This is a genomic window from Kribbella sp. VKM Ac-2569 (assembly GCF_004216905.1).
In the GTDB taxonomy this organism is placed as follows: domain Bacteria; phylum Actinomycetota; class Actinomycetes; order Propionibacteriales; family Kribbellaceae; genus Kribbella.
Map to the genome: position 1 here is coordinate 531,728 of NZ_SGXJ01000002.1, position 22,847 is coordinate 554,574.

Here is a 22,847-nt window from a genome sequence, read left to right on the forward strand (position 1 = left end):
GTCGTGGGCACCATTCAGCACGCGGCTCACTATAGGGTCAGCCGAAGGTGGGCTGCCCAGTCCGACACCATCTCGTGACCAGGGTGTTTCCGAGTTCCCAGGAATCGGTGACAGCACTGACATGGAGTCAGTGCTCAGAGTGTTCCTTCGGATCATTCGGCGTCTGGGTCGGCGCCGAAGTCGTCGGCGCTGCATCGGTAACCGGGGACGGCGAGTGGTCCTGACTCGCTGGGGCGTCGGACGGTGCTGGGTCGTCCGCACCATCGCGATCGAAGTCGATCCGCTTCAGCTGCTTGCCCATGTTGCGCACCAGCAGCACCGTGGCGGCACCGAGAGCGAGCACGATGAGCAGCGCGACCCATCCCGGCTTCACGACGTTGGGGTCGATCTCGGCCGTCTGAAGGGAGATCATCGCTGTCACGCCACCATTCTCTCATTGTCCGCAGCCCCCGTCAGTGCAGCCCCGCGAACAGATCGTTCTCGGGCAGCTCGGACTCGACCAGACTCCGCGCCAACTCGTAGTCCTCGGTCGGCCAGGCCGCCTGATGCACCTCCAGCGGTACGGCGAACCACGCACCGTCCGGGTCGATCTGCGTGGCGTGCGCGAGCAGCGCCTTGTCCCGCACCTCGAAGTACTGCGCGCACTCGACCCGGGTGGTGATGCGGCGCTCGTTCTCCGGGTCGGGCTTCCAGTCCTTCAGGCGGTCGGCGTACGGCGACTCCAGGCCGCGCGCGAGCATGCCGTCGTGCAGCGCCTTCATCCGCTCGTAGTGGAACGTGTGGTGGTAGTACAGCTTGAGCGGCTGCCACGGCTCGCCGAGCTCCGGATAGGCGTCCTTGTCCCCCGCCGCCTCGAACGCGGCGACGGTGATCGTGTGGCACATGACGTGGTCCGGGTGCGGGTAGCCGCCGTTCTCGTCGTACGTCGTGACGACCTGCGGGCGGAACTCGCGGATCAGCTTCACCAGCGGGGCGGCGGCGTCCTCGACCTTCTGCGCCGCGAAGCAGCCCTCCGGGAGCGGCGGCAGCGGATCGCCCTCCGGGAAACCGGAGTCCACCCAGCCCAGCCACTCCTGCCGGATCCCGAGGATCTCGCGGGCCGCGTCCATCTCCTTGCGGCGGATCTCGGTGATGTTCTCCAGCACCTCCGGGCGGTCCATCTTCGGATTCAGGATCGATCCGCGTTCCCCACCGGTACACGTGGCGACCATCACCTCCACGCCGTCAGCGACGTACCGGGCGGTCGACGCGGCGCCCTTGCTCGACTCGTCGTCCGGGTGGGCGTGCACATGCAACAACCGAAGATCTCCACTCACAAGACACAATGGTCCTCCAACGCCTGCGAAAACCCACGACCGACCCCCTGGACACCCTTGTGACCGAGTCTCCTGCCGAGTCTTCTGCCGCCACTCCGACCTCCGATCTGAACGCCCGCTACGGCCGCGGCGGGCGGTCCCGGCGGCCGCTGCTGATCGGCGTCGTGGGAGTGGTCGTCCTGGCCGGCCTGACCTGGCTGGTCTGGGCGGCCTGGGTGCAGTCGAACCCGCCGGTGACCTCGCAACTCCAGGGCTTCGAGATCGTCTCCGCGACCAGCGCGAAGGCGACTCTCACAGTGGACCGCAGCAAGTCGGTGGAAGCGAACTGCCGCCTGCAGGCGAAGTCCGCGGACTTCTCGATCGTCGGCGAGGTGACGGTCACGGTCCAGGCAGACGCACCCCGTCACCAGGTCCTTCCAGTAACCCTGACAACGCAACGCTCAGCAACCTCAGTCGTCCTGGTCGGCTGTACGACGGCAGACCAGCACCGCCCCCGCTAGGCCGGGCCGTCGTACTTCTTGAGCGCCGCAACCAGAGCGGTCTCACTCAGCTTCAGGTGCTTACGCAGTACCTGCTCCCGAACTGCGGGGGCGTCCGGTCCGCGCGCCAGATCGGCGTACAGCGAGTTGACTGCAGCCTGCCCGTACCTGGTCACCAGGTACTCGACAATGATCCAGCTGACGCCGTAGCTGTCCTCGTCGTAGTCGCCGTGGAAGACGCCGTCGATCGGGAGCACCACCAGCGCCGGGATCTTCTCGCGTAGCAACGTACGGCGCTCATCGGCGAGCTCCCGCTCGTACCCGCTCTGTGCGGCGAGCCGGTTCTCGACGTACCTCGCGAATCCTTCGACGAGCCAGATCGGCGCACGGTTGCCCAGCGGCTCCATCGCCGCATGGGTGAACTCGTGCGCGAGCAGGAGCCGTCCGGCCCGGGTGCGCTGGTCGGGGTTGATCACCACCCGGCTCCCGGTGACCTTGAACTCACTCGCCTCCGGATTCGCCGGAGAGTAGTTCTGCGCGGCGACGGCGGCTGCCGGATGACCACCGGTTCGCCACTCGGGATCCATCGAGCGGCGGTCGGCCATCGCGACCACCAGAATCCCCGCCTGGACCCGCCGGGTGATGGAGCGCACCATCGGGATCGCCGATTGCGACTCTCGCGCCAGCCGTTCACCGTTGCGTCGTTCGCCCGCGGGGACGACGACGAGGACGCCTGGCCGGCGCGCCACCTCGATCGCGCCGAGGTCCCACGGTTCGCGGTACGCCTTGAGGTCCGCCTCGGCCGCGAGATCGTCGTCGTCGACCAGCAGCCAGCGACCGCCGCGCTCGGCAAACGTGTAGCCGAGCGCGGTCGCGCGCGGAGTCGAGTCGATGCCTGCGACCTGCACCAGCATGAGAACGCGGACCGCGCGTGCACTCGGTCCGTGCTGCGCTTGCACCTCCGGGGCCCAGTTGGCATCTACCTGATAGCTCAACCGGGAGAGGCCGAGCTCGCGCAGGTTGGCGAACACCAACTGATCGCGTTGCCGGAGCTTCTGGTTCGCCGGGTCGACGTGCTGGAGGTACTGCGACAACTGCCCGGACAGCACGGCCGACGCTCGGGTCTTCAGGATGGCGCCGGCACCGGCCAGCATCCGCTCCTCGACCGACGGTTCGGACGCTACCTGCGTGGGAGTGGCCGCTGATGGACTGGACGGATCCCCTCGTCCAGCGACAGTCCAGGTCGCGGCAGCCGCTGCGATCGCGAGTACGACGGCGCCCGCGATCCACAGCCGCATGCGCCGGCCGCGAGTCGCACGCTCGCCATCCGTTGTCACATCCACCACGTCCCCCCAAGCCCCCAGGCATCGGTCTCCGGGAGCGTAGGAAAGTCCAGGTCAGCGGTCAATCGGGGACTCGGTGGCAACCGGTTGCCGGGAATCTGCTCAGAGCGGACGAAAAGCCGGACAGCAAACGTTTTCCAAGCGTTTGGGACCGCCGAGAGCCCCTGCGTATTCGGCGGTCTCTTGCTACGCTCGTTTGATTGGTCGCCGTCGACGACGGCGGCCAGCAGTATTTTCCTGCCCATCCCAACCGACACAAGGAGCAGCCCGTGACGCAGAAGATCGACGAGGACAGCGTTGTCTGGCTGACGCAGGACGGTTATGACCAGCTGAAGTCCGAGCTCGAGCACCTCAAGGGCCCTGCCCGTGCCGAGATCACCCAGCGGATCAGCGAGGCCAGGGACGAGGGCGACCTCAAGGAGAACGGCGGCTACCACGCCGCCAAGGACGAGCAGGGCAAGATCGAGGCGCGGATCCGGCAGCTGGAGGACATGCTCCGCCGGGCCCGGGTCGGCGAGACCCCGAAGGCCGGCGGCAAGATCGAGCCCGGCATGAAGGTGTCCATCAAGTTCGCCGGTGACGACGACGTCGAGACGTTCCTGCTCGGCTCCCGCGAACTGCTCGCCCTGGACGCGTCGGTCGACATCGACGTCTACTCGCCGCAGTCTCCGCTGGGCGCCGCGATCCTCGGCAAGAAGAAGGGCGACAAGGCCAAGTACGAGGCCCCGAACGGCAAGGACGTGACCGTCGAGATCGTCGCCGCGGAACCCTTCACCGGCTGACCCACCAAGCTTCCGAAGCGCCCCGGTGGACAGTCCACCGGGGCGCTTCGTCGCTTCAGTGCGCGGCGGGAGCGAAGAGCTCGAGCTGGATGTTGTCCTGGTCGCGGAACACCAGGACCGACGCGTACGGCTCGTCGGCGATCGGCGACTGGGTGAGCGGCTTGTCGGCGGCGTCGGCACGGATCACGCCGTGCGCCTCCAGATGGTCCTGCCACTGTTCGAGGTCGGCACGCGAGCCGACCGCGAAGCCGGCATGGTCGAGCCCGGTGACGGTCTCGTTGGACAAGGCACCGTCGTTGGTCTCGTGGCGGTGCAGCGCGATCATCAGCTGATGGTCCGCGTCGGCGAGGATCCGTCCGACACCGCCAGGATGCGGTACGTCGATCACCGGGTGGACTCCGAAGACTTCGCCGTACCACTGGACGCTCGACTCCAGGTCGGTCACGGTCAGGGCCAGATGGTGAAGCTTGAGCTGGGTGACTGCGGTCATGATTCCCCCTTGCTGTGCGTGGACTCCCCGCCCGCGTACTGGGCGAGGAACATCCGGGTCACGTCCTCGACGAGCTGCGTCCACCGGTCGCCGTCCGGGTCGTTGGAGATCTGCTGGCCGACCAGGCCGACGGTGATGGCGGTCCAGATGTCGAGGTGCCGTGGATCGCGCACGCCGTTGCGTGCGAGGAGCTCACGCGTCACCGCCAGGGCGCTGACCGCGAGCTCGTACGACTCGGGCGACGGCGTGAAGCCGGGCACCGAGTGCTGGAAGAGCAGCTGGTACCGCGGGACGTCGGACACGCAGAACGTGACGAACGCCCGGGCTTCGGTCAGCAGATCCTCTTGTGGGTCGTCCGTCGCCGGCAGTGACGCCTTCAGCTCGACGAACGACTGTGCGGCCTGCGCGAACATCGCGTCCAGGATGGCGTTCTTGGACTCGAAGTACGCGTACAGGGTCGGCGTGGTGATGCCCGCCCGGCGAGCCAGCTCGCGCAAGGACAGGGCGGCCAACCCGTCCTCGCGCACCAGCTCCCACGCGGCGGTGAGCACGTTCGCCCGCGCACTCTCCCGTCGCGCCTCACGCCAGTTGCCGGCCGGTTTCTTTAACACAGTTCGAATTATTTGCACGCCGTATAAATCTTGTCAATGGGCCGTGGCGCTCCGGTACTTGCGGACCGCCAGCGGCGCGAAGACGGCGATGATCGCCACGCACCAGATCAGCGACAGCCAGACCGGGTGCTGGGCCGGGAAGCCGTCGGGACTGGCGAACGGGGACGGGTTGCCGAACAGGTGCCGGCAGGCCGCGACGATCGACGAGATCGGGTTCCACTCGGCGACCGGTTGCAGCGCGCTCGGCAGTTGCGGGGTCGGTACGAACGCGTTCGAGAGGAACGTCAGCGGGAACAGCCAGATCAAGCCCGCCGACGAGGCCACTTCGGGTCCGCCCACGGACAGCCCGATCAGCGCGCCGACCCACAGCATCGCGAACGCGAACAGCAGCAGGATCGCGAATGCCGCCAGCGCCTGACCGAACCCGTTGTGCCATCGCCAGCCGACGAGGAATCCGCAGAGCACCATGATCAGCATCACGAACGCGTTGAACACCAGGTCACCGACCACCCGGCCGGCGATCACCCCCGACCTTGCCATCGGCAACGACCGGAACCGGTCGATGAGGCCCTTCGACATGTCGTCGGCCAGCCCGACGCTCGCCGACGCGACCGCGAACGCCATCGTCTGCGCGAAGATCCCGGACATCAGGAACTCCCGGTACGCCCGCGCCCCGGGGAAGCCCGGGATCGGGATCGCGTTCCCGAACACGTACGCGAACAGCAGCACGAACATGATCGGCTGGATGGTCGCGTAGATCAGCATGTCCGGGGTCCGCGGGATCCGTTTCAGGCTCCGCCACGCGAGCACCCCCGCGTCCGACAACGCCCGGCCGATCGGGTTCACCCGGGCCGGCAGGTCCACACTCACAGCGACTCCTTCTGTTCGGCCTCGTGCCCGGTCAGGGTGAGGAACACGTCGTCCAGCGTCGGGCGCCGCAGCCCGATGTCGGCGATCCGGATCTCGGCGGAGTCGAGCGTCCGGATCACGTCGACCAGCGCACTCGAGCCGCCCGGCGCCGGCACGGTGATTCGCCGGGTGTGCTCCTCGAGCGTCGTCGACTCCGGATCCTTGATCCCGAGCGCGCCGGTCAGCAGCTCCAGCGCCCGCACGGTGTCACCCGGATCGTGGACGACGACCTCGATCCGCTCGCCGCCGACCTTCGCCTTGAGCTCGTCCGCCGTACCGCGAGCGATCACCGAGCCGTGGTCGACGACCGCGATGCTGTCGGCCAGCTCGTCGGCCTCTTCCAGGTACTGCGTGGTGAGCAGGATCGTGACGCCCTCGCGGACCCGGTCGCGGATGATCTGCCACAGGTCGAGCCGCGAGCGCGGGTCGAGACCCGTGGTCGGCTCGTCGAGGAACAGCACCTTCGGGTGCGCGATCAGCGATCCGGCGAGGTCCAGCCGGCGCCGCATGCCACCGGAGTACGTCTTCAGGATCCGGTCCGCCGCCTCGGTCAGGTCGAACGTCGCGAGCAGTTCCTCCGCCCGCTGCTTGGCCTGCTGACTGCTCAGCCGGTACAGCCGGCCGAACATCCACAGGTTCTCCCGTCCGGTGAGCAGTTCGTCGACCGCGGCGTACTGCCCGGAGAGGCCGACGAGCCCGCGGACCGTGTCCGCCTCTTTCACCACGTCGTGGCCGAGCACGCGGGCGGTGCCGGCGTCCGGCTCCATCAGCGTGGTGAGCACCCGGACCGTGGTGGTCTTGCCCGCCCCGTTCGGCCCGAGGAGGCCGAGGACGGTCCCGTCCGGCACGTCGAGATCGATCCCGTCGAGCGCCTTGACCGTGGTTTTCCTGCCCTTGAACGTCTTGACGAGGCCGGTTGCCTCGATTGCAGCCATCCGAACGTCCCCCTTCTGGATGTGACGCGGGCCACCATCCTGCCCGAGAACGCCGACAATTTCACTCCCAAATTATATTGAGTCGGATAGGCTCAACTTTCTTGACAGTTGAGTCGACAGGGCTCAAGTTTGGTTCTACGGTCGCGGAATGGGCATCCTCCGCCACCCCGATTTCCGCCGGCTGTGGGCCGCCGACCTGCTCAGTCAGCTCGGGTCCCGCCTGAGCATGGGCGCGATCCCGCTGCTCGCCGTACTCACCCTCAACGCGTCGACGCTCCAGGTGTCGCTGCTCCGGACCTGCGAGACCGCCGCATGGCTTGTCCTCGGTCTGTTCGCGGGCGCCTGGGCCGACCGGATCCGCTGCCGCCCGGTCCTCGTGTACGCCGACCTGCTCCGGGCGCTCCTCTTCGCGTCGATCCCGATCGCCTGGTGGTTCGACGTACTCACGCTCACGCAGGTGTACGTCGTTCTCGTGCCGGCCGGGATCCTCACGGTCCTGTTCGACGTCGCGCACACGTCGTACCTGCCGAGGCTCCTCGAGCGGGACCGTCTCCTGCCGGGCAACGCCAAACTGGCCGCGAACCACTCGATCGCCGCGGTCATCGGCGCCGGCGCGAGCGGACTGCTCGTCCAATGGCTCGGCGCGGCGCTGACCATCGGCCTGGACGCGCTCAGCTTCCTGTGGTCAGCGCTCTGGCTCCGCTCCATCCGGACACCCGAGGCGGAGCCGGCCAAGCCCGAGTTGCCCAACCTGCGCCGCGAGATCGGCGAGGGCATGCGCTACGTCTTCCAGCATCCGCTGCTGCGGCCGCTCGCGTTCAACACGATGACGACCATGCTCTTCCAGGCCGCTGCCGGCGCGATCATGGTCGTCTACCTGGTGCGCGGCGTGCATCTGCAACCGGCCACCATCGGCGTACTCAGCATGATCGGCCTCCTCGGCGCGATCGTCGCCTCTGCCGTCACCGAGAAGCTCAGCACCCAGTACGGCGATGCGCGCACGCTGCTGCTGTCGTCGACGGGTATCGGCGTCGCGTTCACGGTGCAGGCGCTGACCGCACCGGGCTGGATGGTGAGCTGGTTCGTCGTCGGCACGCTGCTGGCCGGCTTCTGCATCATCGTCAGCTACATCCTGCAGGTCAGCACGCAGCAACGGCTCTGCCCGCCGGACCTGCAGGGCCGGATGAGCGCCACCATGAGCTTCGTCAGCTGGGGCGCCGCACCCGTCGGCAGCCTCTTGGGCGGCGCACTGGGTACGGCGTTCGGCCTGCACACCACCTTGTGGATAGCAGGCCTCGGCACATTGGCCGGAAACGCCTTCCTCTACCTCTCCCCCATCCGCACGCTGCGCACGGTCCCCGCGGAGGAGGTCACTCCGAGGTGATCTGGGCGGTGCCGACGAGGACCTCGACGTCGAGGGCGGCGCGGCCGCGGCCGATCTCGACATCCTTGGACTGGCCGGAGACGGCGCCGCTCCAGGTGACACGGCCGAGCTGGGACTCGGTGTGGACGTGGACGTCGGAGCCGCGGCGGAGCGAGACCTGCGCCGTACCGGACTCGACGCGGACGCGGGAGCGGCCCTTGGTGATCTGGGCGTCGAGGCTGGCGGAACCGGCCTGGACGAGGACGTCGATCGGGCCGTCGACGTCGGCGACCTTCGCCGTACCGGCGGTGACGCGGACCCGGGTCAGGCCGGGCAGCCGCTCGGCGTTCACGCTGCCGCCGGTGACCTCGACCTCGACCTGGAGGTTCGGGTTGACGCGGATCGACAGCTCCTTGGCGAGACCGTTGACGTGAGCCTTCAGGTCGGTCGGGTTGCGCAGCATGCTGAAGCCGTCGATCGAGACGCCCATGTCGCCTTCGCTGCTGATCGCGAGGGTGTCGCCGTCACGCTTGATCACGTGCGGACCGTCGACTGCGACACCGTTCACGGCCGGCTCACCGATCAGCCGGACCCGCCGCCCGATCGCCCGCACGGTCACCCGCTGCACCCCGGACGGAATCGGCACGTTGCTGTGCTCCTCCTCGACCGGCTCCTCCTCCACGTCAGCCTCGACGACATCCGCGGGCACGGTGTCGGGCGCGGTGTCCTGCACAGACTCGGCAGCAGCAGCCGCTGTAGGCGAGTCGACGGCATCCGCCCACACGCTGGTGGACGGTACGTCGTCACCCGACGGCCAGGGCCACGGCGGCTTACCCTCGGACGCCTCGTCAGCACCCGGAGCTTCGGCGGCCGGCTCGGAAGGGTCGGTCTTGAGGGCGGCGATCAGGGTGGTGGCCTCTTCGGTCGAGAGGTGCCCCTTGGCGACGCGGTCCAGGATGTCCTTGACCTTCTCGTCGTAGCTCTGGTTGCTCATGCCACCAGTCCAGCACCCCGCCGGGTCGAAACCAATCGGGGATCGCCCCGAACCCTGCGGGACCGCACCCTGAGCCCGGCGGACGCCGACTGCCCCCAGCGCGACCGCAGCGCCGCCTCCGACACCCGGAATTCTCTCACCAATTGCCCGCGAAATAGCTGTCGCTGTGAGCTTGACGCGGCAACATCCATATCATTCCGTGGTCAAACAATCACAATTGCTTGCACTCCCCGGCGACCAATGAATACATTCACTTCAAGCGAAGCATTGAATGGCCACCATGCTTCGCCGCTACATATTTGCGGCCGGTCAACGGCGACCGGCGGCCGGCTTTCGGGGTCAGAACGACGACGTGTCTGGCATGCCCGCTGCGCGGCCAATTCTTTCCACCGTACCCGTCCCACCCTCCCGGGACGAACACCACACTCCCGCAAGGAGATCGACATGCCCAACCTCAGGTCCCGCCTGATCACCGTCCCACTGGCGAGCGTCGCACTGGCCCTCGGCGGCGCCGCACTGGCGGCCACCACGGCGTCGGCACACGAGCACCCGACCCCGGTCGGGAACGTCGGCGACGCGGTGCAGTACACCACCCACCAGCTCCAGATGCACGTGGACGACGAGGCCCTGGGCCTCTATCCGGCGCTGGAGAACCCGCTCGGCTACACGACCAGCCACGTCGTGCCGGTCGGCGTGAACGTCGTGTCGCTGACCCTCAGCGGGCACACGTCCGTCGACGACGGCACGGGTCACGAGCACTGAGGTACCGAGCCTCGCGGCGGTCCGACTGACCGCCGTACCGGCACTGGCACCACGATCACCCGTGGCCGCGGAGACCGATCCGCGACCACGGGTGATCCGCATCTGGGGCGTTTCGCCCGGCACCCCGCAAATCCTCACAACGTCAATTTACCGGTGTGAGGTTTCGGCAATATTTCCCGCGCCACCGAATTTGTTACGAGCCAATAACCACAACGCATATCCAGGTGCCGCCGATATTCCAGCGGGTTTGCGCGAATCCATTTAACGCCGATATTTCCGACAGGAGGATCCGGATGTTGAAGCCCTCGTCGACGTCCTGGCTCCGCACGCTGCGGCGGAGCTGTCCACCGATCCTGGCCACCCTCGCCATCACCTCCGCCCTCACCGTCGCGCCGGCCGTCCGCGCGAGCGCACACACCAAGCTCACCGCCAGCACGCCGGCCAACGGCGCCCGGCTGTCCGCCAGCCCGGCGCACGTCAGTTTCAGCTTCGACCAGTCCCTTCAACCGGTCCAGGCGTGGGACGCGGTCCTCGTCACGGGCCCGGACGGGTTCCATCACCCGGCGATGTCGCTCCGTGTCACCGGTGACACGGTCCACGCCAACTGCGACCGGCTCGGCAAGGCCGGTACCTACCGGATCAGCTACCGCGTCGTCTCCGGCGACGGTCACCCGATCGTCGGCCACATCACCGTCACGCTCGACCGACAGGACATCGGCGCGCCGGTCGCCGCGACCATGGGCCTGCCCGCCGTCGGCGTACCTGCCTGGGCCTGGATCCTCGAGCTCGCTATCGCTGCCTTCCTCCTGCACGGCTACCGGCGCTGGCGGTCCGAACAGGGCAGCGCACCGGTCCTCGTCCAGAGCGTCACGAGGGACTAGCGATGGACTTCGTCATCCCAGCCGTCAAGGCACGACGTCCGGTCGTCGTCGCGGTCATCGGCACGCTGAGCGTGACCACTCTGGTCTGGGCGATCGTCGTCACCCGCCCAGCACCCGAGCCGGCCTTGAGCACGACCAGCCCCGGCATCCTCTACACCACTCCACTCGCTCGCTTCGTCACCAACGGAGCCGGGATCCTCGCAGCCGGCGCCGTCCTGCTGCTCCTCCTGCTCGGCCGCACCGGCAGGGACAGGTACGACGCCATTGCGGAACGCGCTCGGATCGTCGGGATCGCGACCGGCCTCGCCTGGGTCACCGCCACCACGACGACGTGGTGGCTCCAGGCTGCGGCGATCTCGCGGTCCGGCTCGAAGATGCCGTTCGCCGACCTGGCATCGTACGCGGTCGATGTGTCCTCCGGATCGGCGCTCGCGCTGACCGTTCTCGCCGCGATCGGCTACACAATCGCAGCGGTCAGACGCATGCCGGCGCGGGGTCTTGGGTTCGCGCTGGCCGGACTCGCCGCCGTACCTGCCACCGGTCATGCGTCGCAGAGTGAGGCTCCTTGGCTCACCACGCCCGCGATCACCGCACACATATGCGCGGTGAGCCTGTGGGTCGGTGGTCTCGCACTGATCACAGTGCTTGTCGCTGGCAACCGTTCTGCGTTGGCTCTGGTCCTGCCGCGGTTCTCGACCGTTGCTGGTGGAGCGATCGCCACGGTCGCGGTCACCGGCGTCCTGCTCGCGGGACCACGTCTGACGAAGGACCTCACCCCACACCTGTCCGTACTACTTCACGCGTTACTCGAGACCCCTGCAGGCTGGCTGGTGCTCGGCAAGCTCGCAGCTCTGATGATCCTGGCCGCGACCGGCGGTGCGATCCGTCAGATCCTCTTGCCGGCCGTACGCCGTGAAGAGACGTCCGCTCTCGCCACACTGGCGACTGTCGAGCTCACGGTGATGGCCGTAGCCATCGCACTCGCCACGGTGCTGGCCAGACCGCTGTGAACACAGCAGTGCGGGCCCAGGAGAGTAGACCTGGCCCCGCACTGCGTTCTCTATAACCGCACAGCCTGGGAGGGCTGGTTGTTGTCAGGCGGCCGGCGTCATCTCCTCCGCCGCCAGCTCGTCCTGTACGGCGGCCAACTCGGCAGCCTCTGCTTCTTCGGCGGCCCGACGGGCCCGGAGGCCGCGGAGACCGGTCAGTGCGATGACCAGGCCGAGAGCCGCGATCCCCGTCACGACACCGAGGCCCGACTTGTACGCCGACAGCACGCCGCTGGATGCGGTGACGCCGACGGTCTGGCCGCTGATCACAGCAGTCACGATCGCGAGGACCACCGCGCCGCCCACCTGGTTGGAGGTGTTGAACAGGCCGGAGGCCAGTCCCTGCTCGTGGTCCGGGACCCCGGACACGGCCTGGATGTTCAGCGACGGGAACCCGATCGCGAACCCGAGACCGAGCAGCATGATGGTCGGGAACACGGTCGAGAAGTACGCCGACTCCGGGCCGATCCGCAACGACAGCGCGTACCCGGCGACGAACAGCGCCATCGCGACGATGATCATCTTCTCGGTGCCCACCCGGTCGACGATCTTGCCGACGTTCGGGGACAGCGTGGCGACCAGCAGTCCGGCCGGGAGGAACCCGAGCGCGGTCTCGAACGACGACCAGCCCAGCAGGTTCTGCAGATACATGGTGCCGATCAGCTGGAAGGCGACGTACGAACCGAAGACGGTCAGGATGGCCAGGTTCGCCCGCCGCAGCGACGCGTTGCGCAGGATGCCGAGCCGGACCAGCGGGTGCTTGGTGCGCAGCTCGATCGCGACGAAGCCGGCCAGCAGGACGGCTGCGAGCACGAACAGGCCGATCGTCTGCACCGAGGCCCAGCCGGCGTGCTCGGCGCCGACGACCGCGTAGACCAGGGACAGCATGCCGGCGGTGACGGTGACCGCACCCGGTACGTCGTACCCGCCGGTGGACTCCTCCCGCGGGCTGCTCGGGATCAGCTTGATGGCGAACAGCAGCACGATCAGGGCGACCGGGCCGGGCATCAGGAAGGTCCAGCGCCAGCCGACCTCGGTCAGCGCGCCGCCGAGGATCAGGCCCATCGAGAAGCCGCTGGCGGCGCAGGTGGTGAAGATGCTGAGGGCGCGGTTGCGATCCGGGCCCTCGTGGAAGGTGGTGGTGATGATCGAGAGCGCGGCCGGGGCGGTGAACGCCGCGGCGATGCCCTTCACGAACCGCGCAGCGATGAGCAGTTCGGGGTTGCTCGCCAGTGAGCTCAGCATCGAGACCAGGGCGAAGACGGCGAGGGCGATCAGGAAGACCCGGCGCCGGCCGAGCAGGTCGGCGGTACGTCCGCCGAGCAGCAGCAGGCCGCCGTACCCGAGCACGTAGCCGGTCACAACCCACTGGAGAGAGGCAAGGGAGACGCCGAGGTCGGCGCCGATGGACGGCAGGGACATGCCGACCATGGACACGTCGAGGCCGTCGAGGAAGATCACGCCGCAGACCACCAGGAGCGCTCCCCAGAGGCGCGCGTCCCAAGTCATGCGAGCTGGCGATGTGGTTTGCGTAGTCACGAGGAGAGACTATTGCATGCGTGTGCATCTAATGTCTAGGCATTAAATGCGTTTGCATTGAATGCGCGTGCATGCTATGGTCACCGACATGACCGTGACGAAGGTCAGCGCTGGACCTGGTGAGACCAGCGCCGATGTGCGCGAATGGCGCGAGCTGCTGGCTCGCCACGCGGACCTGACGTGTGCCCTCGACCGGGCGCTGCAGGCCGGTCATGCACTCGGGATGAGTGAGTACGAGGTGCTCGAGCGGCTCGCGGAGCTGCCTGAGCAGTCTGCGAAGGTGGCGACGATCGCCAAGTCCGTGCACCTTAGCCAGAGCGCTCTGTCCCGCGTGATCGGCCGCCTGGAGGTCGCCGGCTTGGTCGAGCGACACATGTGCCCCGAGGACCGTCGCGCCGTGAACGTCCGGCTGACCGACGAAGGCCTGCGCCGCCAGACCGAGGCCCAGCCGACCCAACGCCAGGTGCTGTCCCAGCGCCTGCACGCGCCGCTGGTGAAGACCTGCGAACCGCCTGAGTAATCAGGTTGCACGGGTACATACGCTCAGCAGGTGAAGGTAACGGCTGTTGTAGTGCGTCCGTCCGACCAGGCGGTGCTGATGCTGCCGTCGGGGCTCCCCGAGGTCGAGCGATCGGACGACTCCTGGTTCCCGGATGTCGAATCGGTACTGCGACCGCTGCGGGATCAGCACGGCATCGAGGCCGTCGTACTCGACTGTCTTTCCGAGGATCCGCTCACCTACCTGATGCTCCCTAGCAGCGAGCCGCCGGCCGATGCGCGCTGGGTCCACGACCACCCCGTCAGCTCATCCGACCTGCCCGCGTGGACACGTCCGGAGTGGTACGGCGAAGCGCCGCAGTGGATCGCTGAGCGTCTGAAGGCGACCGGCCCGTGGACGCAGGTGAAGTCGTGGGGCCTGTCGAACGTCCTGCGCATCCCGACCGCCGACGGCGACGTGTACTTCAAGGCAGTCTCACAGGCGTCGCCCGAACCGGACGCGTTGCCCTTCCTGTTTGCAAACGAGCCGCTGTTCCTGCAGCGCGCCTCCACCGACCGTCCTGGCGCGGTGCCGGCGCCGTTGGCGATCGACGAGCAGCGGGCGTGGATGCTGCTGCCCGACCTCGGTACGCCGTTGGCGGGCGAGAGCGACGTCGCGGTGTGGATCGATGCCGTGCGCAACCATGCTCGGTTGCAGCGCAGCTATGTCACGGAACCCGAACGGCTACTGGAGTACAGCTGCGCCGACCGGCGGCTCGCCGTCCTCGACACGGAGCTGGCCCGCCTGCTCGAAGCAAACTCGCTGACGGCACAGCTCGAGCCGACGGAGCAGTCCCGGTTGCCGGAGCGCGCGAAACAGTTGCGCGAGGCAATCGTCGAGCTGGCGGACATCGGCGTACCGGAGACGTTGCTGCACGGCGATCTGCACCCAGGGAACCTGGCAGTGCGCGACGGTCAGGTGCTCGCCTTCGACTGGACCGACGCGGCGCTCGCGCACCCGTTCCTGGACCTGGTGACCTTCGTGCAGAAGAGTTCGCCGCTGTCGAGCGACCCACGCGTGCTGGACGCGTATCTGCACGAGTGGCAGGAGTACGCCGCCCCGTCCGACCTGCGCCGTGCGCTGACGCTCGCCGAAGAACTCGGCACGCTCTACCAGACGATCACCTACCTGCACCTCGTCGATCACCTGACCGGGCCGAGCAAGAACTCAATGTTCCGCGGCGGCACGTTCTGGCTGAAGAAGCTGCTCACACCATAACGATCTGGCGCGATCACGAAGCGGCCCAGGTCCCCGATCACTCCTTGCACAGGGTCATCTTTGTGCACCCACCAACCGTCTCGGCGGCTCGAAGATGGTTGGTGGGTGCACAAAGATGACCAGAGCTGGATCGGCGGGTGGCGAGAGACCACACGACATCACGAACTACGGCTGCAGTACTAGGCGGAGCCCGCCGTGGGATCGGTCAAGTGGTACGAAACCCCGAGAACTCTCCAACAATTCGAGGCGGGCGTTGGATCGGAGCCCAACGGGCCTGCGTAGCACGCGTGGGCTTTCCACAGTCCGTTTCACCACCCATGACCGACTAGCGGTGCAGGATCGCTAGTTGGTTGTGGAGGCCTCGGCGGACGGGTGGGTCGAGGTAGCGGTCCCATTCCGGGTGCCGCTCGCCGCGGAGCTTCGCGTAGTGCGCGAGGGCTTCGGCCAGCGCGCCCTCGCGGAGGTACCCGCGCGCCAGCGGCTGCTTGCCGCGTCCGTTCGGCCGGGGCCGGCGCTCGTACGCCGCATTCGCGGTGAAGATCCCGAGTCCGTAGAAGACCGTGATCAGGTCGGTGAGCGGCTCGTGGTCGGGCCGGCGCGCGAGCGAGATCCGGCCGCTGCCGAGCAGCAGCTCGTGGCCGGCCTCATGGGCGTAGATCGCGATCAGCGCGACCGGATCGGCCGTCAGCGCCGGCGCGAGCTGGATCTGGTTGCCGCCGTTCCCGCGGATCCAGCGCCCGGACTGTTCCTTCACGACCATGCTGTTCACCGAACGTCGTACGCCGTTCAGCTCGAAGCTCAGCCCGCACTGGCCAGGCCGGAGATCCATCCGGTTGTCGACCCGGCCGCACAACTCGGTCGCGGCGGCCAGGCTTCCGTCGTACCCGTCCGGGATCAGGTCGGCCGGCACCGCGATCGGCCGCAGCAGGACGTCTCGGCCGAACTCGGTCACCAGCCAGTCCATCGACGTACGGATCCAGCGCCGGCTGCCGCCCGGCAACCGTTCGCGGGGCGCCTTCAGCTGGGAGCGCAGCTGCTGACTTCGGCGGATCATTCCGATCGGATTCCTCACCCGCCGGATCATGCCTGTCCGACGCCGCGGCAAACCTCACGGTTCCGCAGCGTCACCGGACATTGACATCAGGTCAGCGGTGCGCCTTCCTGGATCGACGCGATCTCGGCGTCCTTCACCAGCGACGCGAGCCGGGCGAAGGTCCGGATCCGGACCGCCCGATCGACCTCGGTCGGCATCACCGGGAGGATCGATTCCGGAAACAGCAGGTGCCGGCGGAAGCAGTACGCCGCCAGCGCGTCGGAGGCACCGCGCTCGCCCAGGTACCCGAGCGTCTGCAGTGCCGAACGCCGTCCGGGGACCCGCTCGACCGCCTGATTGGCGAGGAAGATCCCGAACCCGTGGAACACCGCGAACAGGTCGGTCAGCGCCTCGGCGTCCGGGCGGCTCCGGTCGATCAGGTGATACCCCCAGAGCACCTCGTGCCCGAGTTCATGGGCGGTGGCGGTGACCACAGCGGCCGGGTCGGCCAGAGTGGTTGCCGACAGCATCACCGCGCTCCCCTCGAGGCCGCCGGTCCGCAGGTCCAGCCAGGCCGCCCGTGATCCACTACCGGCCGGCGTCGACCAGATCGCCTGTGCGCGCTGGCACAGCTCAGCCCGGCGGTTCAGGTCGGTCTCCTGGAGGATCGCCGTACAGCGTTTCACCTCGGCCTGCAGCTCGCGCTCGGCGAGCACGCCGATCTCGGGCGCGAACCCGGCAGCGGCCAGCGCGTCCACCTCGGCCGCCGTCATCGTTGCCTGCAGCCCCGAGATCGCGATCAGGTCGCTGCCCTTCTCGGTGTTCAGCCGGTGAACGGCCGCGCTGCGCGCGGCGGCGCGGACCTGTTCCATCCGGAAGCTGAACCGGATCCGGTCGTCGGGTACCTCCATCCACGCACAGACCTGCAGACAGAGTTCGCGTGCCGCGCACTCGGAGCCGTCGTACCCGACGGGCACGAACTCGCTGGGCAGCACCGGCCGCCGGCGAAGCGGCTCGACCCCGAACCGGCCGATCAGCCAGTCCAGCGAGTCCTCGATCCACTGCTCCGGCCCGCCGGGCAGCAGGACCTTCGGTCCGTACAGCAGCTCTCGATGTCGTTGCCGGCGGCGCCAAGCACCGATCAGATTCATACCCGAACTGACGCTGTCGCCCGAACCCCCGTTCCATCAGGAATGTTGCAGCTGGATCACCACCCCAACACGGTCGGCGGACCGCCGGCCAGGTCGTCGAGGCGGGCCACGAAACGGGCCCGCGGCTCCGGATCGAGAGCCTGATGCCACTCCGGCAGAAGCGGCCCATCACGGATGAGGCGGTGCTGCCGGAAGCGGTACACAGCAAGGGCTTCGGCGACGGCTCGTTCGCCGAGGTAGCCGAAGGTTTCCACGGTCGGTGTGCCGAGCGTTGTCTCGTCGAGCGCGGCGTTGGCGTGCGCGATCCCGAATCCGTGCAGTACGGCGTACAGGTCGGTCAGCGGCTCGCGGAGCGGACCGGCGCCGCCGGGCATCTCGGAGGACAGGAGGACCTGGTGGCCGAGTTCGTGCGACGCTGCCGCGATCAGCACGGTCGGGTCGGTGAGGAGGTCGGAGCCGAGCATCACCGCGGTGTATCCGGGGAGCAACTCGACACCCGGCAGGCAGTAGGTCAGGTCCGTCCAGCGCCCGGCCGCCGACGCCTCGCTTCCGGCAGTCCCAGGGTCCGGACGATCCGGCTGTTGCTCGAGCTCGGCCTGCCGCGCGGGGTCCGGCTCGGCCGCGATCTCCCGGCAGCGAACCAGCTCGGTGAGAAAGTCGAGGAAGGCGAACCGCTGGATCTCGGGCAGCAGCCCGTCGTCCTCCAGTAGTTCCTCGATCCGGTCGTCGGACGTTGCGCCGAGCAATCGCGAGTACTTCCGTACGGCGGCGATGTCCTCCGGTGCCGCGCCGCGGAGCGCGGGATGGGTCTGCGCGACGTACGCGTCGACGATCGTGGCGCCGAGCAACTGACCGGCCTCGACGACCTTTTCCAGCTGGAAGCTGAACCGGATCCGCTCGGACGGGATGCCCATCCGCTCGCTCACCTTCAGGCACACGTCGCGGGCAGCCGCCTCCGAACCGTCGTACCCGGCCGGCACGAACTCCCCCGGTACGACGGCCGGCTGCCGCAGCGAGCCGGTTCCGAAATGACCGATGAGCAGCCGCAACGACTCTTCGACCCACCGCGCCGACCCACCGGGCAACTCAACTTTCGGCGCCCGCACGAGATCGCGGAAGGACATGTCCATGCCAGCTCCGACGGGTCCGCAGGGCAGTGTGGTTCCGCCTACTTCAGGAGGAGTTTGCCGAGGCGGCGGGAGGCGACGTACATGCCGAGGGTGCCCATGGCGGCCAGGTAGAGGGCGTGGATCACGAGGAACCAGCTGACGTTGCCGGTGCTGAAGGCACGTTCGAGTACGACGCCCTGGTAGAGCGGCGTGATCTCGACCAGCCAGCGAATCGCGCCGGGATAGGTCTCGACCGGATAGAACGTGGCCGAGAACAGGAACATCGGCATGATCGCCAGTTGTACGAACTCGAAGTCCTGCCAGCTCCGCATGAACGTGGTCAGCGCCATCCCGGCGCCCGCGAACGCGAACCCGATCAGCACCGCGGCCGGCAGCGCGAGCAACGCCCACCACGACGAGATCAGCCCCATGATCAGCATCACCACGATGAACATCGCCGAGTAGATGCCCCCGCGCAGCAGTGCCCAGGTGATCTCGCCGGTGGCAACGTCCCACGGCCGCAGCGGCGTCGCGAGCATCGAGTCGTAGAGCTTGGCGTACTTCATCCGGAAGAAGATGTTGTACGTCGAGTCGAAGATCGCACCGTTCATCGCGGAGCTGGCGAGCATCGCCGGCGCGACGAACGCGGCGTACGCGATCTTCGTGCCGTCGGACAGGGTGAAGTCGCCGACCAGGTGGGCGACGCCGATGCCGATCGAGAGCAGGTAGAACACCGGCTCGAAGAAGCCGGAGAGGAACACCACCCACGACCGCCGGTAGAGCAGGAAGTTCCGCTCGACGATGTGCCGCCCGCCACCGAGCCGCACCGGAACCGGAACGACCCGGGCCGCGATAGTCGCCATCAGCCGATCAGCTTCTTCGTGAAGCCGCGGACGGCGAGGCGGGTGCCGACGAGGAACCAGGCCAGCAGGTAGAGGAGGTTGCCGAGGGCCAGCAACGGGTTCACCGTGCCGAGGCTGAGGTTGCGGGACAGGTCGACCGCGTGCCACAGCGGACTCACGTACGCCAGCCACTCGATCCAGTCCGGCAGCTGCGAGACCGGGAAGAACGCCCCGGAGAACAGGAACGCCGGCACCACACCGAACCGGAACACCATCGCGAAACCGGAGTCGTTGTCCAGGATCGTCGCGTACGCCGCGATCGGGCCGGCGACTGCCATCCCGACGAGCAGCGCGACCGGCAACCCGAGCACGCCGAGCGGTGACTTCAGTCCGCCGAACAACGCGATGATCACCAGGAACACCGCGCACGAGGTGAACACGCGGAATGCGATGAACGCCAGCTGCCCGTAGACCACGTCCGCCGGCCGCAGCGGCGTCGCGATCATCGAGTGGTAGAACTTCTGCCACTTCAGCCCACTCATCACCGGGTACGTCGCCTCGCCGACCGCGATCTGCATCGCGGTGGACGCCAGCAGACCCGGTGCGATGAACTGCAGATAACTGACACCGCCGAGTGCACCGGTCCCGTTGCTGTCCACGAACGACCCGAGCCCGATCCCCATCGCGGCCAGGTAGAGCATCGGCAGCAGGAAGCTGCTGATCATCGTGCCCTTCCAGGTCCGCTTGTAGACGGTCAGCCAGTAGTCGAACATCCGGCGACCGTTCTCGACTGCGAGCGCCATGTCAGTCCACCAACGTCCGGCCGGTCAATCTCAAGAACACGTCTTCGAGAGTGGAGCGGCGTACCAGGACGGCGGCCGGTTCCAGGCCGCGCTCGTGGACGGCGGCGACCGCGCGCTCGCCGTCGTCGGTGTAGAGCAGCAGCCGGTCCGGCAGTACTTCGATGCGCTGGGCGAGGTCCTCGACCTTGCCGGCCAGGGCGTCGTGGTCGGCGAGCATCACGTCCGGCCCGAACCGCAGCTCGGTCACCTCACGTGTCGAGTAGTCGCGGATCAGGTCGGCCGGGGATCCCTCGGCCGCGATCAAGCCGCCGTCCATCACCACGAGCCGGTCGCACAACTGCTCGGCCTCGTCCATGTAGTGCGTGGTGATGATCAGCGTGACGCCGGCCTGTTTGAGCCGGAACAGCTTGTCCCACAACAGATGCCGGGCCTGCGGGTCGAGTCCGGTGGTCGGCTCGTCCAGCAGCAACAGGTCGGGCTTGCTGACCAGCGAGCGCGCGATCGTCAGCCGGCGCTTCATCCCGCCGGACAGCTCGTCGACCTTGACCTTCGCCTTCTCGGTCAGCGCGACGAACTCGAGCAGCTCGTCCGCGCGCTCGCGGCACTCGGCCCGGCTGAGACCGAAGTACCGCCCGTAGATCGTCAGGTTCTCCCGGACGGTGAGCTCGGTGTCGAGGGTGTCGTCCTGCGGGCAGACGCCGAGCCGCGCACGGATCGACGGCCCGTCGGCAGCCGGGTCCAGGCCGAGGATCTTGAGCGTGCCGCCGCTGATCGGTGAGACCGCGCCGATCATCCGCATCGTCGACGACTTGCCCGCACCGTTCGGCCCGAGGAACCCGAAGGCCTCACCCCGCCACACGTCCAGGTCGATGCCGCGAACCGCCTCGAAGTCGCCGTACGACTTACGCAGCCCACGAACATGAACCAAAGACTCCCGCTGCTCACTCACCTGCCCGACACTAGACGCACCGTCAGACACTTTCCTCCGCGTTTCTCGTCAGCCTCTTCCTACGTACGGCATGCCGGCGGCCATGACTGTCAGGGTCGGGACTGCGACGGAGGTCGGTAGTTCCGCGATCTGCACCACGAAGTCGGCCACGATCTTCGGGTCGAATGTCGGCTCGACCGCGATCGAACCGTCCGGCTGGAGGACGCCCTGTTTCATCCGGGCGGTCATCGGGGTCGATGCGTTGCCGATGTCGATCTGGCAGGCGGTGATGCCGTGCGCGCGCCCCTCGAGTTCGAGGCCCTTCGTCAGCCCACTGATCGCGTGCTTCGAAGCGGTGTACGCGATCCCCTGCGGCCGCGGTACGTGCGCCGAGATCGACCCGTTGTTGATGATCCGCCCGCCCTTCGGGTCCTGCCGCAGCATCACGTCGTACGCCGCCTGCGCGCAGAGGAACGACCCGGTCAGGTTGGTGTCCACCACCTGCCGCCAGTCCTCCTCACGCACGTCCTGTACCGCCGCGGCCGGGGACCCGGTGCCCGCGTTGTTCACGAGTACGTCGACCCGCTCGAGCCCCCCGAAGAACCGCCGTACCGCCTCCCCGTCAGCCACATCCAGTACGGCGAGATCGACCCGGCCATCGCCGAGCGCGACCGTCTCGCGCAGCTTGTCCTCCGTCCGCCCGGTCACCCACACCTGGAACCCGGCCCTCGCCAACGCCAGAGCCATCTCCCGCCCCAGCCCTGACCCACCACCGGTAACCACCGCAACCCGCGTCATGCCGCCACCCTTCTATCTCGCCGGACTGCCGTCCAGGATGGCAGCAACGCCGCAGCGACCGCAGTGAGGACCAGGAACTCCAGCCAGACCCCCTGGCCGAGCGGAGGAACCAGCTCCTCCGTGAGGTTCCACGCCGCGTGCAGCAGGATCGCCGCCGGCACGCCTCCCCGCAGGCGTTCGCTAACGAACAGCATCACGAAGGTCAGCGGGAAGAGCTCCAGGAAGAACGTCAGCCCCTCCTGTGTGAACAGCCCGTCGTCGTGCTGACCTGTCGCGTTCAGGAAATACAGGGGCAGATGCCACACGCCCCAGGCCGCTCCCAGCACCACGGTCGTCCCGAGCGGCCCGAAGTACTCACGTAGTCGCGGCTGCACGTACCCACGCCACCCGAACTCCTCCGACACCGGACCAGCCAGGAACGTGTACGCCGCAGCGCCGAGCACTCCCCCAGCACCAGAGATGACCGACGCGGCGTGATCGGGCAACGCCGGCAAGTCCCCCATCAACGCCGACGCCACGAGCGGCGGCAGCGCACCGAGTACGACGGCAGCGACCGGCCACACCAGCGACCACCGGACGACGCGCCGGCGCTCCCGGTACCGCAGCCACATCACCAACGCGGCCAGCGACGGCCCCGACGCCGCCAGCGCGAACACGAGACTGCCTGCGCCCTCATCCGGATTCACACCGAGTACGCCGAGCACTCCCCAGGGCACCCAGGTCAGGACGAGACAGATGACACCGAACTCCAGCAGCCGCCGCTTGATCACCGCCCAGCCTCCTGGCCGGACCAGCGGACCGGCGAGGGTACTGGACCGACCCTTCGGCGTGGTGCCAGCACCACCTCGCACCGATCCGCGTCACAAAACGCCGCCGCCGGCCGTCGAATTACTGTCCGCACCTTCCGTCCACTGCGGACAGTGATCATCCGGCGACCGAGAGCAAATGAGTGGCGACTCACTGGAAGACCTTGG

25 protein-coding genes are annotated in these 22,847 nt (G+C 67.9%); 8 read left to right on the forward strand and 17 right to left on the reverse strand.

All coding sequences use genetic code 11. The annotated features are described in order from the left end of the window. Window positions 1–127: 127 nt before the first annotated feature. Window positions 128–421 (reverse strand): hypothetical protein, encoded by a 294-nt coding sequence (locus EV649_RS15545; RefSeq protein WP_130384153.1) that lies wholly within the window; start codon window positions 419–421, stop codon window positions 128–130. A 31-nt stretch (window positions 422–452) separates the two neighbouring features. Continuing rightward, window positions 453–1,316, reverse strand: coding sequence for a mycothiol conjugate amidase Mca (gene mca, locus EV649_RS15550; RefSeq protein WP_130384154.1), 864 nt, complete (start codon window positions 1,314–1,316; stop codon window positions 453–455). A 59-nt stretch (window positions 1,317–1,375) separates the two neighbouring features. Here mca and EV649_RS15555 point away from each other — a divergent pair, with 59 nt between their 5' ends. Further along, window positions 1,376–1,816 (forward strand): DUF4307 domain-containing protein, encoded by a 441-nt coding sequence (locus EV649_RS15555; RefSeq protein ID WP_241998247.1) that lies wholly within the window; start codon window positions 1,376–1,378, stop codon window positions 1,814–1,816. Here the strand turns inward: EV649_RS15555 and EV649_RS15560 are convergent. Further along, the gene (locus EV649_RS15560; protein WP_241998249.1) at window positions 1,813–3,132 is read right to left on the reverse strand and encodes a hypothetical protein; all 1,320 of its coding nucleotides are present in this window, start codon (window positions 3,130–3,132) and stop codon (window positions 1,813–1,815) included. The genes EV649_RS15555 and EV649_RS15560 overlap by 4 nt on opposite strands. 275 nt (window positions 3,133–3,407) lie before the next feature. Here EV649_RS15560 and greA point away from each other — a divergent pair, with 275 nt between their 5' ends. After that, complete coding sequence (gene greA, locus EV649_RS15565) at window positions 3,408–3,920, forward strand: transcription elongation factor GreA (protein WP_130384156.1); 513 nt, start codon at window positions 3,408–3,410, stop codon at window positions 3,918–3,920. A gap of 55 nt (window positions 3,921–3,975) precedes the next feature. On the opposite strand, the gene EV649_RS15570 is transcribed toward greA, so the two are convergent. From EV649_RS15570 to EV649_RS15585, 4 genes are read right to left on the reverse strand one after another with little or no spacing between them, the layout of a single operon-like run. Continuing rightward, window positions 3,976–4,410, reverse strand: coding sequence for a VOC family protein (locus EV649_RS15570; RefSeq protein WP_130384157.1), 435 nt, complete (start codon window positions 4,408–4,410; stop codon window positions 3,976–3,978). Continuing rightward, window positions 4,407–5,021: a TetR/AcrR family transcriptional regulator gene (locus EV649_RS15575; RefSeq protein WP_241998250.1), complete on the reverse strand. Its 615-nt coding sequence runs from the start codon at window positions 5,019–5,021 to the stop codon at window positions 4,407–4,409. Before EV649_RS15575 ends, EV649_RS15570 begins: the two co-directional genes overlap by 4 nt. 33 nt (window positions 5,022–5,054) lie before the next feature. Then, entirely contained in the window at window positions 5,055–5,891 is an 837-nt protein-coding gene (locus EV649_RS15580) for an ABC transporter permease (protein WP_130384158.1), read from the reverse strand. Continuing rightward, window positions 5,888–6,865, reverse strand: coding sequence for an ATP-binding cassette domain-containing protein (locus EV649_RS15585; RefSeq protein WP_130384159.1), 978 nt, complete (start codon window positions 6,863–6,865; stop codon window positions 5,888–5,890). Before EV649_RS15585 ends, EV649_RS15580 begins: the two co-directional genes overlap by 4 nt. A gap of 148 nt (window positions 6,866–7,013) precedes the next feature. On the opposite strand from EV649_RS15585, the gene EV649_RS15590 reads away from it, so the two are divergent. Then, a complete protein-coding gene (locus tag EV649_RS15590; RefSeq protein WP_130384160.1) occupies window positions 7,014–8,249 on the forward strand; it encodes an MFS transporter in 1,236 nt (411 codons plus the stop codon). Here EV649_RS15590 and EV649_RS15595 read toward each other — a convergent pair. Next, a complete protein-coding gene (locus tag EV649_RS15595) occupies window positions 8,236–9,222 on the reverse strand; it encodes a hypothetical protein (RefSeq protein ID WP_130384161.1) in 987 nt (328 codons plus the stop codon). The genes EV649_RS15590 and EV649_RS15595 overlap by 14 nt on opposite strands. Before the next feature lie 444 nt (window positions 9,223–9,666). Here EV649_RS15595 and EV649_RS15600 point away from each other — a divergent pair, with 444 nt between their 5' ends. From EV649_RS15600 to EV649_RS15610, 3 genes are all read left to right on the forward strand, one after another. After that, on the forward strand, window positions 9,667–9,984 hold the full coding sequence (locus EV649_RS15600; RefSeq protein WP_130384162.1) for a hypothetical protein: 318 nt from the start codon (window positions 9,667–9,669) through the stop codon (window positions 9,982–9,984). A gap of 293 nt (window positions 9,985–10,277) precedes the next feature. Continuing rightward, on the forward strand, window positions 10,278–10,865 hold the full coding sequence (locus tag EV649_RS15605) for a copper resistance CopC family protein (protein WP_130384163.1): 588 nt from the start codon (window positions 10,278–10,280) through the stop codon (window positions 10,863–10,865). Between the two features lie 2 nt (window positions 10,866–10,867). After that, on the forward strand, window positions 10,868–11,875 hold the full coding sequence (locus EV649_RS15610) for a CopD family protein (protein ID WP_130384164.1): 1,008 nt from the start codon (window positions 10,868–10,870) through the stop codon (window positions 11,873–11,875). An 84-nt stretch (window positions 11,876–11,959) separates the two neighbouring features. Here the strand turns inward: EV649_RS15610 and EV649_RS15615 are convergent, their stop codons facing one another. Beyond that, window positions 11,960–13,423, reverse strand: coding sequence for an MFS transporter (locus tag EV649_RS15615; protein WP_130384165.1), 1,464 nt, complete (start codon window positions 13,421–13,423; stop codon window positions 11,960–11,962). 118 nt (window positions 13,424–13,541) lie between these two features. On the opposite strand from EV649_RS15615, the gene EV649_RS15620 reads away from it, so the two are divergent. Further along, complete coding sequence (locus EV649_RS15620) at window positions 13,542–13,973, forward strand: MarR family transcriptional regulator (RefSeq protein ID WP_130384166.1); 432 nt, start codon at window positions 13,542–13,544, stop codon at window positions 13,971–13,973. Between the two features lie 30 nt (window positions 13,974–14,003). Beyond that, window positions 14,004–15,209, forward strand: coding sequence for an aminoglycoside phosphotransferase family protein (locus EV649_RS15625; protein WP_130384167.1), 1,206 nt, complete (start codon window positions 14,004–14,006; stop codon window positions 15,207–15,209). A gap of 325 nt (window positions 15,210–15,534) precedes the next feature. On the opposite strand, the gene EV649_RS15630 is transcribed toward EV649_RS15625, so the two are convergent. From EV649_RS15630 to EV649_RS15665, 8 genes are all read right to left on the reverse strand, one after another. Next, window positions 15,535–16,281 (reverse strand): hypothetical protein, encoded by a 747-nt coding sequence (locus tag EV649_RS15630; protein ID WP_130384168.1) that lies wholly within the window; start codon window positions 16,279–16,281, stop codon window positions 15,535–15,537. 68 nt (window positions 16,282–16,349) lie between these two features. Continuing rightward, entirely contained in the window at window positions 16,350–17,393 is a 1,044-nt protein-coding gene (locus EV649_RS15635; RefSeq protein WP_130384169.1) for a hypothetical protein, read from the reverse strand. 56 nt (window positions 17,394–17,449) lie between these two features. Beyond that, entirely contained in the window at window positions 17,450–18,523 is a 1,074-nt protein-coding gene (locus EV649_RS15640; protein WP_130384170.1) for a hypothetical protein, read from the reverse strand. 38 nt (window positions 18,524–18,561) lie between these two features. Then, window positions 18,562–19,365 (reverse strand): ABC transporter permease, encoded by an 804-nt coding sequence (locus tag EV649_RS15645; RefSeq protein ID WP_130384171.1) that lies wholly within the window; start codon window positions 19,363–19,365, stop codon window positions 18,562–18,564. Beyond that, window positions 19,365–20,147 (reverse strand): ABC transporter permease, encoded by a 783-nt coding sequence (locus tag EV649_RS15650; RefSeq protein ID WP_130384172.1) that lies wholly within the window; start codon window positions 20,145–20,147, stop codon window positions 19,365–19,367. The genes EV649_RS15645 and EV649_RS15650 overlap by 1 nt, the downstream gene beginning before the upstream one ends. A gap of 1 nt (window position 20,148) precedes the next feature. Beyond that, window positions 20,149–21,096 (reverse strand): ATP-binding cassette domain-containing protein, encoded by a 948-nt coding sequence (locus tag EV649_RS15655; protein WP_130384173.1) that lies wholly within the window; start codon window positions 21,094–21,096, stop codon window positions 20,149–20,151. Between the two features lie 48 nt (window positions 21,097–21,144). After that, window positions 21,145–21,873 carry an SDR family oxidoreductase gene (locus tag EV649_RS15660; protein WP_130384174.1) on the reverse strand — a complete coding sequence of 243 codons (729 nt, stop codon included), beginning with the start codon at window positions 21,871–21,873 and terminating at the stop codon, window positions 21,145–21,147. After that, complete coding sequence (locus tag EV649_RS15665) at window positions 21,870–22,643, reverse strand: type II CAAX endopeptidase family protein (RefSeq protein WP_130384175.1); 774 nt, start codon at window positions 22,641–22,643, stop codon at window positions 21,870–21,872. The genes EV649_RS15660 and EV649_RS15665 overlap by 4 nt, the downstream gene beginning before the upstream one ends. Window positions 22,644–22,847 lie beyond the last annotated feature (204 nt).